The sequence below is a fragment of the Ignavibacteriota bacterium genome (assembly GCA_016716225.1).
Taxonomy (GTDB): domain Bacteria; phylum Bacteroidota; class Ignavibacteria; order Ignavibacteriales; family Melioribacteraceae.
On the sequence record JADJWT010000001.1, the window covers coordinates 1783512 to 1798491 of the forward strand.

Annotated in this window: 15 protein-coding genes; 1 reads left to right on the plus strand and 14 read right to left on the minus strand. The window is 28.8% G+C overall.

The features are described 5' to 3' along the window. Nucleotides 1–6: 6 nt before the first annotated feature. From gmk to IPM32_07700, 12 genes are all read right to left on the minus strand, one after another. Nucleotides 7–576, minus strand: coding sequence for a guanylate kinase (gene gmk / locus IPM32_07645; GenBank protein MBK8945136.1), 570 nt, complete (start codon nt 574–576; stop codon nt 7–9). A gap of 3 nt (nt 577–579) precedes the next feature. Continuing rightward, nucleotides 580–1455, minus strand: coding sequence for a YicC family protein (locus tag IPM32_07650; protein ID MBK8945137.1), 876 nt, complete (start codon nt 1453–1455; stop codon nt 580–582). An 86-nt stretch (nt 1456–1541) separates the two neighbouring features. Further along, on the minus strand, nt 1542–3677 hold the full coding sequence (locus IPM32_07655; protein MBK8945138.1) for a BamA/TamA family outer membrane protein: 2136 nt from the start codon (nt 3675–3677) through the stop codon (nt 1542–1544). A 4-nt stretch (nt 3678–3681) separates the two neighbouring features. Next, nucleotides 3682–4308, minus strand: a complete 627-nt coding sequence (locus IPM32_07660) for a L,D-transpeptidase (protein MBK8945139.1) — start codon at nt 4306–4308, stop codon at nt 3682–3684. Between the two features lie 172 nt (nt 4309–4480). Beyond that, the gene (gene frr / locus IPM32_07665; GenBank protein ID MBK8945140.1) at nt 4481–5038 is read right to left on the minus strand and encodes a ribosome recycling factor; all 558 of its coding nucleotides are present in this window, start codon (nt 5036–5038) and stop codon (nt 4481–4483) included. A 24-nt stretch (nt 5039–5062) separates the two neighbouring features. Beyond that, nucleotides 5063–5779, minus strand: coding sequence for a UMP kinase (locus tag IPM32_07670; GenBank protein MBK8945141.1), 717 nt, complete (start codon nt 5777–5779; stop codon nt 5063–5065). Nucleotides 5780–5828: 49 nt separating this feature from the next. Beyond that, nucleotides 5829–6698 carry an elongation factor Ts gene (locus IPM32_07675; protein ID MBK8945142.1) on the minus strand — a complete coding sequence of 290 codons (870 nt, stop codon included), beginning with the start codon at nt 6696–6698 and terminating at the stop codon, nt 5829–5831. 36 nt (nt 6699–6734) lie between these two features. Continuing rightward, nucleotides 6735–7946 (minus strand): 30S ribosomal protein S2, encoded by a 1212-nt coding sequence (rpsB, locus tag IPM32_07680; protein MBK8945143.1) that lies wholly within the window; start codon nt 7944–7946, stop codon nt 6735–6737. Between the two features lie 135 nt (nt 7947–8081). Next, nucleotides 8082–8468, minus strand: a complete 387-nt coding sequence (gene rpsI, locus IPM32_07685) for a 30S ribosomal protein S9 (protein ID MBK8945144.1) — start codon at nt 8466–8468, stop codon at nt 8082–8084. 18 nt (nt 8469–8486) lie between these two features. Continuing rightward, the gene (rplM, locus tag IPM32_07690; GenBank protein ID MBK8945145.1) at nt 8487–8927 is read right to left on the minus strand and encodes a 50S ribosomal protein L13; all 441 of its coding nucleotides are present in this window, start codon (nt 8925–8927) and stop codon (nt 8487–8489) included. 102 nt (nt 8928–9029) lie between these two features. Further along, nucleotides 9030–10076 (minus strand): hypothetical protein, encoded by a 1047-nt coding sequence (locus IPM32_07695; GenBank protein ID MBK8945146.1) that lies wholly within the window; start codon nt 10074–10076, stop codon nt 9030–9032. Between the two features lie 104 nt (nt 10077–10180). After that, complete coding sequence (locus IPM32_07700; protein MBK8945147.1) at nt 10181–10873, minus strand: DUF4412 domain-containing protein; 693 nt, start codon at nt 10871–10873, stop codon at nt 10181–10183. A gap of 158 nt (nt 10874–11031) precedes the next feature. Here IPM32_07700 and IPM32_07705 point away from each other — a divergent pair, with 158 nt between their 5' ends. Then, nucleotides 11032–12054 (plus strand): deoxyhypusine synthase, encoded by a 1023-nt coding sequence (locus IPM32_07705; protein ID MBK8945148.1) that lies wholly within the window; start codon nt 11032–11034, stop codon nt 12052–12054. Between the two features lie 53 nt (nt 12055–12107). Here the strand turns inward: IPM32_07705 and IPM32_07710 are convergent, their stop codons facing one another. Together IPM32_07710 and IPM32_07715 are read right to left on the minus strand one after the other, a co-directional pair. Then, nucleotides 12108–13505 (minus strand): T9SS type A sorting domain-containing protein, encoded by a 1398-nt coding sequence (locus tag IPM32_07710; protein ID MBK8945149.1) that lies wholly within the window; start codon nt 13503–13505, stop codon nt 12108–12110. Beyond that, complete coding sequence (locus tag IPM32_07715) at nt 13480–14817, minus strand: exo-alpha-sialidase (GenBank protein MBK8945150.1); 1338 nt, start codon at nt 14815–14817, stop codon at nt 13480–13482. The genes IPM32_07710 and IPM32_07715 overlap by 26 nt, the downstream gene beginning before the upstream one ends. Between the last annotated feature and the right edge of the window lie 163 nt (nt 14818–14980).

The following is a 14980-nucleotide window of genomic DNA, read 5'->3' on the forward strand; positions in this document are numbered from 1 at the left end:
TCTCCTTTATTTTCTTAATTCATTTTCTATTATTTTATAAACTTCTATACTTGCATCTTCAAGATTATAATTATAAACATTATAATCGAATTTTTCTCTATAATTTAATTCCATTTCTGCTCTTTCAATTCTCTTTGCAAAATCCGCATCCGATTCGGTTTTCCGATTATATAATCTTGTTTTTAATTCTTCAATACTTGGCGGCGAAATAAAAATTAGAACAGAATCTTTGTAAACATTTTTTATATTTATTGCGCCTTTAACATCAACTTCAAGAACCATTGAAATTCCGTTATTAATTTTCTCAAAAACGAAATTCTTTAAAGTTCCGTAATAATATCCAAAAAATTTTCCCCATTCAATAAATTCATCATTCTCAACTTTCTTTTTGAAAGAATCTTCATCAAGAAAAAAATAATCTATTCCTTCAGTTTCGTTATGTCTTCTTTTTCTGGTTGTTGCAGAAATTGAAAACGATAGTTCTTTAAAATTATTTAGAACATTTTTAATAATTGTTGTTTTCCCCGAACCGCTTGGGGCTGAAAATACAAATAATTTTCCTTTTTGATCAGACAAATTTTACTCAATATTTTGTATTTGTTCACGGATTTTTTCTAATTCTTCTTTAATTACAATTCCGGCATGTGCAATTTCCGAAGAAACTGATTTGCTGTTTATTGTATTAATTTCTCTATTCATTTCTTGACTTATAAAATTCAATTTTCTTCCAGCATCATCTTCATTTTCAAGGGTTTCGCTAAATAATTTTATATGACTTCTTAATCTAATACATTCCTCGGTAATATCATGTTTTTCTGATAAAATTGCTAACTCAATAAGAAATCTGTCTTTATCATCAATAAATTCATCAACTAATTTTTTTGCTCGTTCTTTAAATTTTTCAAAATATTCTTGTGTTGAATTTTTTGAAATTTGTTCAATTTTTGTAAGCTCTTCCAAAATTTTATTAATTCTAAAATCTAAATCTTTTTTAAGTTCCAAGCCTTCATAATTTTTCATTTCAATAAATTTTTGAATTGCAGAATTTATTGAATTTGCAATTATTTCAAAATCAATTCCATTTGTTTCTTGATTTTCATTAAGATACAAATCCTTAAGCATTAAAATTTGATTTAAATCTATATCAGAATCAGAATTTGTAATATTTTTAATTTGAGTTAAAATATCCAAAGTATTTTGAAGCGCAGTTGGATTTATTGGTGAATTTCCGTTAGAAAATTTATTGTAAGTTAAATTTATGTTTAGGGAAACTTTTCCTCTGCCAATTTTATTTTTTATTAATTCTCTAATTGCAAATTCGTGTTTATAAACTTCTTTGGGAAGTTTAATTGAAAGATCTAAAAATCTGCTATTTAAGCTTTTTATTTCTGTTTCTAAAATAAAATTTTCGTTTGAATTTACATCCGAGCCAAAACCGGTCATACTTTTCAACATTAAAAATACCTCAAAAATTGAGCCTTAAATTTACCTAAATAATTGATTTTATTCAAAAATAGTTTATATAATTAACTTGCTAAGATTTAGAAGGCTTCGCCTATACCAATTTGGATTTCTAAAATGTTAAATAATCTTCTTTTATAGAATTGGGTTTTTACATTTGGATCGTAAATTTTAAATCCAAAATCTAAACGGAAAGGTGCAAAATCTGAATAATACCTAAAACCAAAACCGGCAGCTACTGCAAAATAATCAAATCTAAAATCGGAAACATTTTGCCAAACATTTCCATAATCTAAAAATATTGCAGAACCAATTCTTTCCGATAAATGTTCGCGAAATTCAAACGAACCTTCAAATAGAAAAAATCCACCGGGAGTAATATTCCTTACAATATTCTGAATTTCGTTTTGAGTTGGATTATCGGGTAAATCAATTTGTGTAACCGGTAAATCACTTGCTCCCCAAGCTCTAATTGAGTTGCTTCCACCAGCTGTTAATCTTTGGTTAAAGAGAATATTTTTTTTATTTCCGTAATATGATTGAATATTTCCGATTCTTAATTTTGTTCCGAAAGCATCAAAATAATTTGTCAAAATTGGAAGATAAAATGTTGATGTTAAAACAAATTTATAATATGCTGATTGATTAAAATTATAACTCCCAATTTTACTCGCCAAATAAGGAAGTGAATTTCCGTCTTCCAATAACATTGAAAGAGAATATCCCTTTGTTGGGAAAAGTAAGTCATCAGTTTTATTTGCGACTAAATTAACACCAAGAATTGCATTTGTTCCATAACTTTCTCCATTACCAGTATAAAGTGAATCAACCTTATTTTTTATTTGTTCATCTGAAATACTTGGCGCACTTCGCTTTCTGTAATAATCAAATAAAATATCTTGAATATATTTTTCTTTAAAAACGTACTCAGTTCTCTGTAAAGTAAAATGGCTACTTAAACCGGTTAAATATATATATGGCGGAAGTTCGAAACTTAAATTTAGTTTGGTTCCATAAATACTGGCATTCCATTCATCTCGTTTTTTTTCCAAAGTATAAAAAGCTTCAAGAGTTGTATTTATAGGTTTTCCAAAAAGAAAAGGTTGTTCGATTGTTGCACGCAAATCTGCTAATCCATAAATATTATCTGCAAGATTTCCCGCTTTTAAAAATTCCGTAATATTTTCTGCCGAGATAGAACTTCCAATTGTTAGTTTTCTTGCATCGCCAAAGAAGTTTTTATTTATCCAACTTAAACCTAAACCAAATTTGAAATTTGTACTTTCTGTTCTGTCATTTATTACAATTAATTCCGGAGCAAGTTCATTTAGTAATCCAACACTTGTTACAATGCGAATTGGAACGTAATTTTTATTTGTATCTACAGTATTTCCAGTAATTAATGCAGATGAAAAAAGATTAGTTCTGTAAAGTCTTACTTGCGCTGATTTTAAATTATGATAGCTAAAATAATTTTCCGGATTAATATTTACAATTTCTTTAATTAGTTCTTCACTAACTAAATTTTTTCCGGGTCCGCTTTTTTCAACTGTAACATTATTGATTTTATACCGATTTCCAACATCGAAATTCATTTTTACATTTACGGAGTTTGTATAAATTGTATCAATTTCAACAATAGGTTGATCGGCTTGGGCAAGCATATAACCGTTATCTTGAAGATAGTTTAGAATTGCGTCTCTATTTTGCTCAACTTTTGAATCAGAATATTGAATCGTGCTATCAATTGTAATAAGTGAATTTATTTTTTGTAGAAAATCCGGAGAAATTTTTTCTAAACCGGAAATTTGTAGTTTATTAAAATTTGTCGGTTTATTTTCCGTTATTAAAAAAATTAAATCAGCTTTTTCCGTTCCATTTTTATCAATATTAAATTCAGCATTAATTTTGGTATTGAAAAATCCATTGGCAAAATAAAGACTCTTTAAAATATTTATATCATTTTGAATATTAAGCGAATCAAAAAATGTTGCACTTTTTCCAAAACTTGAAAAACTTGAGAAGAATTGCGAAATCCAATTGGGACTTTCTTTTGAAGTTATAATTTCTTCAAGTTCTGAAGAAGAAAAAAAATCATTTCCTTCAAAACTTATTGATGATAATTCAATTTTATTTTCACTTTGAGAAAAAATTTGGTTTTGGAGTATTGAAATTATTAGAAGTAAAATGTATGCGATGAATTTATGGTATTTCATGAAATTAATTTTTAATAGTAACTTTTGTTCCAACATTTACAACAGATAAAAGTTCATCAATATTTTCATTGCTTAATGCAATTGAGCCGTTTGTCCAATTAAACACAAAAGGTAAATTCTTAAAAATAATATTGTATTCGCCGGTTCCTTGAATTCCAATATCTGCACCTAAAATTGTTTCACTATATGAACATCCAGTTTCGTTTAATTTTTTGGCAATATTTTTAAAATCATTTTGAGAGATTATATTTTCTTTCAATGCTTCAGATGCATCTTTCAAATTAGGAAAATCTAGAAATAATTTTTTATAGTAAATATTATTAGAGTCAATTCTACAAATTAAATAATTACCAATCGGGGTTACATTATCATTTTTTGAAATTTTATTTGAATTATTATTTCTGCCAAAAACAACATTGTAACTTTTCACTAGTGTTGAATCACTTAGCAAATTTAATTTGTAGTTTTTCCTATCTACTGAAATTGTAACATTTTTTAATCCGGAAAGTTTCTTTTCTATCAGAATTTCTTCTAAAGGTTTTTCACGCAAATTTAGAATAATTCCATAAGCAACAATTCCAGAAAAGAAAAAAAGCATGCTGGCAATTATATATAAAACATTTCTCAGCATAAAAATTCTATAATGCTAAACAACTCTTATTTAGTTTATAAATATAATAAATAGGGAAGTGAAAATTTGTGCAATTAAATAAGTAAAATTGGTTTTAAAATTTTACAGTCAGATGTATTTAAAATAAAAAAAGGCTATAAAAATAGCCTTTAAAATTTGTTAAAATTTAAATCTAAACTTCCATGATTTCAGCTTCTTTGTGTTTGATCAGATCATCAATTTTCTTAATATGTTCATCGGTATATTTTTGTACATCATGTTCTGCATCACGACGTAAATCTTCAGAAAAATGTTTTTCTTTTTCAGCTTTTTTAAGATGATCATTTGCATCTCTTCTTACATTGCGGATTGCAATTTTTGCTTCTTCACCAAATTTTTTAACAAGTTTAACTAAATCGCGTCTTCTTTCTTCATTTAAAGGTGGAATAGGAACTTTGATATTTGTACCATCGCTAATTGGATTTAATCCCAAATCAGCAGAAAGAATAGCTTTATCAATATCATTAATTACACTTCTATCCCAAGGTGTGATTGATAAAGTATGAGAATCTAATACCGAAACATTTCCTACTTGATTTAAAGGAGTTTGTGTTCCGTAATAATGGACTTTTATTCCGTCTAAAAGAGCAGTAGTAGCTTTACCGGTTCTAATTTTTGCAATTTCATTACGAAAAGCTTCAATAGTTTTATCCATTTTTGATTTAGCTTCATTAATAATTTGATTATTCATATTGACCTCGCAAATTATTTTATTCTAATTTTTATTATTTACTTGTGTTCCAAGATTTTCGCCGGTTACTATCTTTAAAAGATTATCTTCTTTATTCATATTAAAAACAACAATTGGGAGCTGATTTTCTTGACACAAACTAATTGCTGTTAAATCCATAACACGAAGATTTTTATTCATAACCTCAAGATATGAAATTTCTGTAAACATTGATGCATTTGGATTTTTTTCCGGATCTGAATCATAAACTCCGTCAACTCTGGTTCCCTTCATAATAACGTCAGCTTCAATTTCAACGGCTCTCAAAGAAGCTGCAGTATCAGTACTAAAATATGGATGTCCGGTTCCGGCACCGAAAATTACAACTCTTCCTTTTTCTAAATGACGAATTGCTCGTCTTCTGATATATGGTTCAGCCATTTCATCCATTCTAATTGATGTCATTAATCGTGTGTACATTCCGTTACTTTCAAATGCATTTTGTAGAGCAAGTGCATTTATCACCGTTGCCAACATTCCCATTTGATCGCCGGTTACTCTATCAATTCCTTGTTTACCGGCATTTAAACCTCTGTAAATATTTCCGCCGCCTATCACAATTCCAACTTCAACACCTAAATCTCTAACTTTCTTAACTTCCTTAGCAAAAAAAATTAAAATATTTGGATCAATTCCGTATCCCAAATTTCCCATTAAAGATTCACCGCTGAGTTTTAAAAGTATTCTTTTGTATTTTATCATTTTCTCCTCTATAAAAAAAAAGGTCTTAAATTAAGACCTTTTAAATTAATTATTTTTTTTCATCACTCAAATGAAAACGATGAAATAGCTTTATTACAGCTTCCGAAGAATTCTTTTTATTGTATTCATTAAGAATATCGCCGACAGATTTTGTATTATCTTTTATAGAAGTTTGTTCAATTAAGCAATTTTCTTGATAGAATTTATTTAATTTCCCCTCAGCAATTTTATCAAGAATTTGTTCTGGTTTACCTTCTTTGCGTGCAACTTCTTTATAAATTTCTTTTTCCTTATTAAGTACATCTTCAGAAACTTCTTTTCTGGTTACGTATGATGGTTTCATTGCTGCAACTTGCATAGCGAAGTCTTTTGCAAGAGCAGTAATTTCAGTTTTTCCAGAATCTTTTACATTATCAACTCTAATTAAAACAGCAAGTTTAGATCCATGATGAATATAATCAACAACAGCTCCATTTTCAGAACTTTCTATCAAAAATCGTGAAACCTCAATTTTCTCACCAATTTTACCAATAATTGCAGTTAATTCTTCTTGAACTAATTTACCATCGTGTTTTAATGCTAATAATTCAGAAGTATTTTTTGGCTGATTTTGAACAATAGCATCCAACACAAAATTCGCAAAATTTACAAAATCATCACTTTTCGCAACAAAATCAGTTTCACAATTAACTTCAACAATTACAGCTTTTGATCCATTATCTAAAGACTTGGTAAGAATGATGCCTTCGTTTGCACTTCTTTCAGCTCTTTTAGCCGCAACTGCCGCACCTTTTTTTCTTAGAACTTCGATAGCTTTTTCAAAATCTCCATTTGCTTCAGTGAGTGCTTTTTTGCAATCCATCATTCCGGCGCCAGTTTTTTCTCTTAGTTCTTTCACTAATTGCGCAGTAATTTCCATAATTTATCTATCCTATTTTTATAAACAATTTCTAAATTAATTTTCTTCTTTTGCTAATCCGGCATCTTTACTTTTTATCCAGCTAAAATCTTTTTCCATTTCATCAGCAGAATCATAATAACAGCTTCTTGCAATTTCTTGTCCGTTAACAGCTTTAAGAATATAATAATGTTGATTATTTTCAGTTGTTCCGGTTGACCATCTTTTTTCATTTCCGGCATTTTTACCAATTGCATCAATTCCATTTAACATTGCTTTTTCAGAAGTATAACCCTCTGATCTTAAATAAGTTTTTCCATTTGTTCCGTTAAATCCAAAATAAAATTCATTTTTTTCATTTGTAAATTTATAAAATCCAGAATCACCTTTATAAGATTCGCAGGGAAGATATTCATCAGTTGAAGCTTCTTTTTTATCAGATACTTTTAAATCTTTTCGTTCACCTTTTTCGTTAAATTTAACTTTTCTGATTTTTGGTTTTAATGATTTTTTGTCTTCACTTGTTTCTTCTTCTTGTTTTTTCTGTTTTTCTTTTTCTGCAGCTTTTTCTGCTTTCACTTCATTGTATTTTAAACCGCCTTCAATAACAGCATCAGAGATTGCTTTTGTAATAATTTCAACTGCGCGAACTGCATCATCATTTGAAGGAATTACATAATCAATTGGATCAGGATTGCAATTTGTATCAACAATTGCAAACAAAGGAATATTTAATCTCAAAGCTTCATTTATTGCAATTGATTCCTTTTTGATATCAACAATAAAAATTGCATTTGGCATTTTTTTCATTGTTTCAACACCATCAAGAATTTTTCTGAGTTTGTCTCTTTCTCTGGATTTATATAATTGTTCTTTTTTTGTAAGTTTTTCAAAAGTACCGTCTGTTTCCATTTTATCAATTTTCTGCATTCTTCCGATACTTTTTCTTATAGTTGTAAAGTTGGTTAACATTCCGCCCAACCATCTTTCGCTAACCCAGTTCATTCCGCATCTTTTTGCTTCTTGCGCAATTACACCTTTCGCTTGTTTTTTTGTACCAACAAAAAGTACAGTTCCGCCATCAGACGTAATTTCTCTTATTTTTTCAACGGCTTCTTCAATTGCAACTTGAGTTTTTTTGAGATCAATAATGTGGATTCCATTTTTCTCCATAAAAATATATGGTCTCATTTTTGGATTCCAACGACGTGTAAGGTGACCGAAATGTGCACCTGCTTCGATGAGTTTGGTAAGTTCTATCTTTGCCATTTTAACTCCTGTTTAATCTTCTATTTTCTTCAACTTTACCTTAGATCCCTATTTTTTTTGTAGGACACAGGCGGTAAATCAGAAAATATGAATGTTTGTGAATAATTGATTATATAATTTAAAATCTCTAGAATTTTATCTTTTAGAGAATTGAAATTTCTTTCTTGCTTTTGGTCTTCCTGGTTTTTTACGTTCAACCATTCTTGGATCTCTTCTTAATAAACCTTCAGGTTTTAACAACTGTCTTAGTTCAGGATTTATACTGATTAATGCTCTTGAAATTCCCAAACGAATTGCTTCAGCTTGTCCGCGAACTCCTCCGCCTTCAACTGTAGCAAGAACATCATATTTACCTAAAGTTTCAGTAAATTTAAATGGTGTAATAACATCATCTCTATTATCTGCAATTGGGAAGAAATTATCAAATTCTCTTTTATTTACTGTTACTTTTCCACTTCCGTTTCTTAAAATAACGCGGGCAACAGCATTTTTTCTTCTTCCAACAAATATTTTATCTGCCATTTAATTTCCTATAAATTTTTATATACTTAAAGCTTCAGGTTTTTGCGCTGAATGAGGATGTTGAGCGCCAGCATAAACTTTTAATTTTTTTAACAAATGTCTTCCTAATCTATTTTTAGGAAGCATTCCTTTTACAGCTTCTGTAATAATATAATCCGGCTTTTTTGCTCGTAATTCTGAAAAAGATTTTGTTTTAGCTCCACCTGGGTACATTGAGTGTGTAAAATAAGTTTTCATTAGTTCTCTTTTACCAGCTAATTTAACTTTTTCTGCATTTACAACAATTACAAAATCACCAGTATCTGTATTGGGTGTAAAAATCGGTTTATGCTTTCCACGAATTACTGATGCAGCTTTTGCTGCTAATCTGCCTAAAATCAAATCATTAGCATCAATTACGTACCATTTCTGATCGGCATCTTCTGTTTTAATAAAACGTGTTAATTTTTCTTGTTTCAACTATTTCCTCCGTTTAAAGAGATTTTTTTAGAGCTTGTAAATATATCTTAATCGATTTGAAATGTCAAGAATTTGAATATAAATTTATTTTCCCGTTTATCTTTAAAAATTATTAGGAATAAATGCAAAAATTGTTTTCGGAAATGTATCTGTAATTATCAGAAATCCTTTTTCATCCAATTTTGCCAAACCTTCCCAATTTCTGCTTTCATTTTCTAACAATTTTATATACATTGGATTTTTCTCAGAAAATGAAATTCTTCCATTTTTAATCTCAAATTCAACAATTCTTTCAACAACTTTGGAATTTTGATGGGATTTCCCAATTCCAAAAATGTTAAAAATATCATCATTTGCGGGATTTAATTTTTTTTCATCTTTTGGGAAAAAATAATTTATTGCCCAAAATTTTCCGTTTTCATCAATTTCCGTTGCATCGGTAATTCTATATTCTATATTAGGAAATATTACTTTTTCCAAGACTTCCAAATTATTGTTATAAATATTTACAAATGTATTTGGATTTACATTTTTTCCGTTAGCTTCATAAATTGGAATTATTGTATCATTTTTGGCAGCGATTGATTCACAGCTTAAATTGTAAATTTCTGTTGAAGTCGGAATTTCTGTAACAGAATTTTTATCCAATGAAATTGTAAAATATATTGTATCAATTTTCCCGGAAATTATTAGTGATTTCATTTTTCCGTCATTCATACTTTCAATAGAAAGATAAATTTTATCATTAATTACAGAAATTGCTTCAAATCCGGAACCGCTGTTTAAATATTCACCTAAATTGGAAAGATTGATTTCAAAAGTTTTGGGTGAAATTTCATTTATTTTTTTTTCGAAAAGATAATCTAATATCTCACTTTTTTTGATGAAATAAATTATTCCATTTTCATTCTCAGAAATAAAGTTTGGATATTGCGGAACTAAAAGTAGAAAATCGTTATACCAGCACAATCCGGAAATTTCAGAATTTCTTCCGGAAATTTCTCCATTTAACGGAATTATTTGCGGTTCAATTTCTTCAATAATTTTATATCTATTTTTATCAAAATTTGATTTTTCATTAATTGTTGAGCAAGAAATTATTACAAAAATTGTAAATAGAATTAAATTGAGAGAAAAGTTTATTTTCATAAGAAATAAAAAAGGTTGTAAAAAAATAGATCACAGATTACAGCGAAAAAACTGATTTTCGCAGTTTTAAATTCGAAAATATTTTGTTACAACCTTTTAGAGTTTTACATTCCCGGAATTTTCATTTCATTATAATCTGAAGGAATTTCGAACAAATCATTACTTAAAGATTGTTTATTTATTTCAACAGCTTCAAAAGTTGAGATTACTTCACCATCTGAATTTTTTGTAATTACTTGAAGCGGAAAATATCCTTTATCTTTTAATGAACTTCCCCAAGTAGGCGAATAACCAGCTCCCATTGGATTTTCCATAAATATAAAATTTCCTAATTCATCGGTTATCCAAGCTTCAACTTCATAATTATCATCATCAAATTCACTTTTATTAATCCATTGATCGCAATCATAACCTAAAAAAGTTTTTGTTTTTCCGGTTTTATAATTTTCAAAATTAAATTCCTTTTTATCTTTTTCATTTTCTTCTTCATCATTTTTCTTAAACATATCACCAAGTTTTGAGAAAAGAGAATTATTTAAATTCATATACATTTTATCTTCCGGCATTAAAATGTATGAATTTTCTTTTTTGTAGATAAAAATTGCAGAAACATCTTCATCTTCAAACATAGTAATTCTAAAATTTCCATCTTTTAAAAAATATTCCATTAAATGAGATTCATCGTCATCATCCGTAATTTTAAATTTAACTTTTCCTTCAAAATAATTTTGAGCATTTGTTAAAATTGCTGATGAAATTAAAATTAGAATTGCGAGATTTAAAATTTTTCTAAGCATATTTTCTCCTTTTCGTTTTAAAAAATTCTTTACAAAACTAAACTAACTCAATATAAATATTTTTGTGTAAAAACTAAATTGGAATTATAATTGACTTTTTAATTTTATAAAATGTAAAAATGATTTATCTTTGCGCTGTAATTAAAAGGAGAAAATAAATGCAAGAAAAAAAAGATTTTTTAAGAGATGTAATTGAACATATTGATATAAAAGAACATAACGTAATTAAGTTAGTTGATTCGATGGAAAAGATGGCATTTTCTGCAAGAGATTTGAATCGTGCTGCAAAAATTTACAACATGATGTTGGAAGATAAAAATTGCTCGGTAATTTTAACTTTAGCCGGAAGTTTATTCAGCGCCGGTTTAAAAAAAGTTGTTTTCGATTTGGTAAATAATAATATGGTTGACGCAATAGTTTCAACCGGAGCAATAATGGTAGATCAAGATTTTTTTGAAGCATTAGGGTTTAAACATTATTTGGGAACTCCGTTTAGCGATGATAATCAATTACGTGATTTACACATTGATAGAATTTATGATACTTATATTGATGAAGATGAATTAAGAATTTGTGATGATACAACTGAAAAAATATTTAATAGTTTGGAACCAAGACCATATTCTTCCAGAGAATTGTTATGGAATTTTGGAAAATATTTGGATGAAAACGGCGGACCAAAAGTTGATGACAGCGTAATTTATGCGGCTTACAAAAAAAATGTTCCGATATTTGTTCCGGCATTTTCAGATTGTTCAGCGGGATTTGGAATAGTTGTACATCAATATAACAATCCAGAAAAACATGTTTCGTTTGATTCCGGGAAAGATTTTCTTGAATTAACAAAAATTAAAATGAATACAAAAGAGACCGGAATTTTTATGATTGGCGGCGGAGTTCCAAAAAATTTCACACAAGATATTGTTGTTGCTGCGGATATTTTAATGGAAGATGCACCAATGCATAAATACGCAGTTCAAATTACAGTTGCTGATGAAAGAGACGGCGCACTTTCCGGTTCTACATTAAAAGAAGCAAGTTCATGGGGAAAAGTTGAAACAACTTATGAACAAATGGTTTATTCTGAAGCAACAATTGCTATGCCTTTAGTTGCCGGATATGCTTATCATAAAGGCGCTTGGAAAAGCAGAGAGAAAAGAGAATTTCAAAAATTGTTTTAAAGTATTTGATAAAAACCTCGGAAGTATTTCCATATTTCCGAGGTTAAAAAAAATTATTTTAGCAAAATCATTTTTTTAGTTGAATTAAAATTTTCACTTTCCAATCTATAGTAATAAATTCCCGAAGCGAAATTCCTTCCATCAAATTCTATAGAATAATTTCCGTTAATAAGATTTTTATTAATCAATGATTTAACCAATTCTCCGTTGCTGTTAAAAACATTTAACTTAACATTTTGCGATTTGGTAATTGTAAAATTTATTTTTGTAGTTGGATTAAATGGATTGGGATAATTCTGATTTAATACAAATTCATTTTCAATTTTTACATTATCTTCAATATTTACGGCACCGTTTGGTTTACCGATAAATAATCCTCTTCCATGTGTTGCAACTGCAATTATTCCATCTGAGGTTCTCGCATCAAGAAATTCTACAATAACATTACCAATTTCATTCGAACTTTCTTGTTCCCAAACTGTATTATTTCCATTTAAAGTAGAAGTTGAATACAATCCCGTACTGGTACCAACAAAATAATTTGTTGAACTATTATTGGGATGAATTATTGCAGATCTTATTGAAGGTCCCGGATTAGTTTCATCGCCTGCTAAATTTCCTTCAATTTCTGTGTAATTTTGTCCTCCATCAGTTGAGTGAAATAAACTTGGAACATTATAATTTGATATAACAACAAGAATTTCGTTACCATTTTCCGGATTGATTGCTATATGATGAATATAAGCTCCTAAACTTGCGGTTGGAATTGAAACATCTACGTTTCCGGTTGTTGCGCTATTTGCACTTTCAAGTTTATAAATTTTTGGAATTTCATTTTCTTTATATCCAGCATAGTAAAGTAAATTTGTTGGATTTGAACTTGTCACATTAATCGCAGTTATTGAATATTCCTCAGGCATTTTCATATTAGCAAGTTCAATCCATCCACTTTCTGTTCCTCCTTGCAAATAAGGAGAAATTAAAGTGATTGCAGCATTTTTCCATACTGAATTTCCTGCTGGATAATACATAATATTTTCTTTATTTGCATCAATTACAAATGGGTTAATAAAAAGTTGCCCGGTTGCATTTAAAGGAGTAATTTCTGTCCAACCAGCATCAAAACTTGGAATACCAGAATTATCATAATTAAGTCTATAAATCTGTCCATCGTAAATTGAGGAATATGCGAATTTCCCGGAAGTAAAATGAGAATAACTACCATCGCCAGAACTTAAGTCAGAAGTTGCTTCATTTGAGTTATTCCATATAAAAAACGGTGTTCCATTATCTTGTGTTCCACCCATTATTCTAAAATCATCAGCTTTACTTGGAATACTTACGGTGTAAAATTGGGTAACATTATATCCATTATTTTTGTTTACCCAAGGAAAAAATTGAGAATATGAAACGTCAGAAATGTTATTAGAAAAACTTAAACCCCCCGTCATGCCCAACCCAAACTTGATTTGAATTATTAGGATCAAATGTTATGTTATGAATATCGGGATGTAAATTTGGATAGAAAAATTCACTTGAATGATATCCACCGATCCATCCTAATTTAGGATTAGTAATTGCTGTAGAAAATCCATCAGTTGATCTAAATAAACTAGTACCGGCAATTAAAACAAAATTATCATCATCAGGTTTTACTGCAATTGCTAAATTATAACTACTTTGAGTATATAAATGACCTTGATATTCGAAAGATTCAGAATCGAATTTTGGTAATTTAGCTGTTAAATTTTCTGTAACTGAATTATCCAAACTCAATTTGAATAATTTCACATCTTCATTTCCGTCAGTTAAATTATTACCGGTAAATGTGAGTATGTAAAAAATTGGTGTAGATAATTTTGAAGTTCCTAAAACACTTCTATGATGATCAGAAGGGAAATCCACCGGAGTAATATTTGTCCAACTAAATCCATTATTTGTTGATTTATAAATTCCCGGTGTATTCGTTTTTGTTTCATTAAATCCATAATCTGAAATTACTCCTATTAAAGTTCCATCAGATTTTACAATTATATCGCTATAATAATGGTCATTCAAAGCACCCAATGAAATATTAAAGTTTACACCACCATCGGTTGACTTAATAATTCCCAAACCATTAGCAACTGCAAATAAAGATCCAGTTGTTGGATGAATTAATAATTTTGACATATAATCAAAATTTGAATCCCATTTGGTTGGATTACTTTTTGAATTTTCAACAGCAGTCCAAGTTTCTCCATTGTCAATAGATTTAAACAATCCGTTTCCGTAATAACGAGCGGTAAATCCTCTATCTGATGCACTGTTTCCATTTATTTCACCACCACAAGCATACCAAGTATTTGTAAATCCGTTTCTTGGATCTTGTACAATTGATGTAATACTGAATGCTTCATTATTACCACTCTTTTGCTGCCAAGTTTCGCCATTATCAATTGATTTCCAAATTCCTCCGGAAACTCCACCGGCAATAATTGTATTTGAATTAGTTACATCAATTGCTAAAGCTCTTGTTCTTCCGCCGACATCGTTTGGTCCAACTTCTGTCCATACAAATCCAGTTGAACTATTTTTGTATAAATCAGTACTATTTTTTTTCGGTAATTTTTTTGCAAACTCTAATTCTCTTCGTCTAATATTTTCCGGAATTGAATTTGTTTTTGGATCACGGATAATATTAAAAAAATAATCAGTTCTTGCTTTTTTTCTTTCCTTTTTACTTAACTTTTTAATTTGCAATTCATTACGATCTATTTTCAAGTTATCAAACAAAATGCTAAACGAGAAATATGATAGTAGGAAAAAGATAGAAAATACTAGGAAATTAGTACTCCAAAGGTTTTTCATAATATGCTCAAATTTATGTTAGAAAAAATCATTTAAATATTTATTCACAATAAAATTATAGTTTATTCTTTAAAAA

Coding starts and splice junctions, on each gene's coding strand:
- IPM32_07650 (MBK8945137.1), bottom strand. CDS start 1,455: ATGTTGAAAAGTATGACCGGTTTTGGCTCGGATGTAAATTCAAACGAA.
- IPM32_07655 (MBK8945138.1), bottom strand. CDS start 3,677: ATGAAATACCATAAATTCATCGCATACATTTTACTTCTAATAATTTCA.
- IPM32_07660 (MBK8945139.1), bottom strand. CDS start 4,308: ATGCTGAGAAATGTTTTATATATAATTGCCAGCATGCTTTTTTTCTTT.
- frr (MBK8945140.1), bottom strand. CDS start 5,038: ATGAATAATCAAATTATTAATGAAGCTAAATCAAAAATGGATAAAACT.
- IPM32_07670 (MBK8945141.1), bottom strand. CDS start 5,779: ATGATAAAATACAAAAGAATACTTTTAAAACTCAGCGGTGAATCTTTA.
- IPM32_07675 (MBK8945142.1), bottom strand. CDS start 6,698: ATGGAAATTACTGCGCAATTAGTGAAAGAACTAAGAGAAAAAACTGGC.
- rpsB (MBK8945143.1), bottom strand. CDS start 7,946: ATGGCAAAGATAGAACTTACCAAACTCATCGAAGCAGGTGCACATTTC.
- rpsI (MBK8945144.1), bottom strand. CDS start 8,468: ATGGCAGATAAAATATTTGTTGGAAGAAGAAAAAATGCTGTTGCCCGC.
- IPM32_07695 (MBK8945146.1), bottom strand. CDS start 10,076: ATGAAAATAAACTTTTCTCTCAATTTAATTCTATTTACAATTTTTGTA.
- IPM32_07700 (MBK8945147.1), bottom strand. CDS start 10,873: ATGCTTAGAAAAATTTTAAATCTCGCAATTCTAATTTTAATTTCATCA.
- IPM32_07705 (MBK8945148.1), top strand. CDS start 11,032: ATGCAAGAAAAAAAAGATTTTTTAAGAGATGTAATTGAACATATTGAT.
- IPM32_07710 (MBK8945149.1), bottom strand. CDS start 13,505: ATGACGGGGGGTTTAAGTTTTTCTAATAACATTTCTGACGTTTCATAT.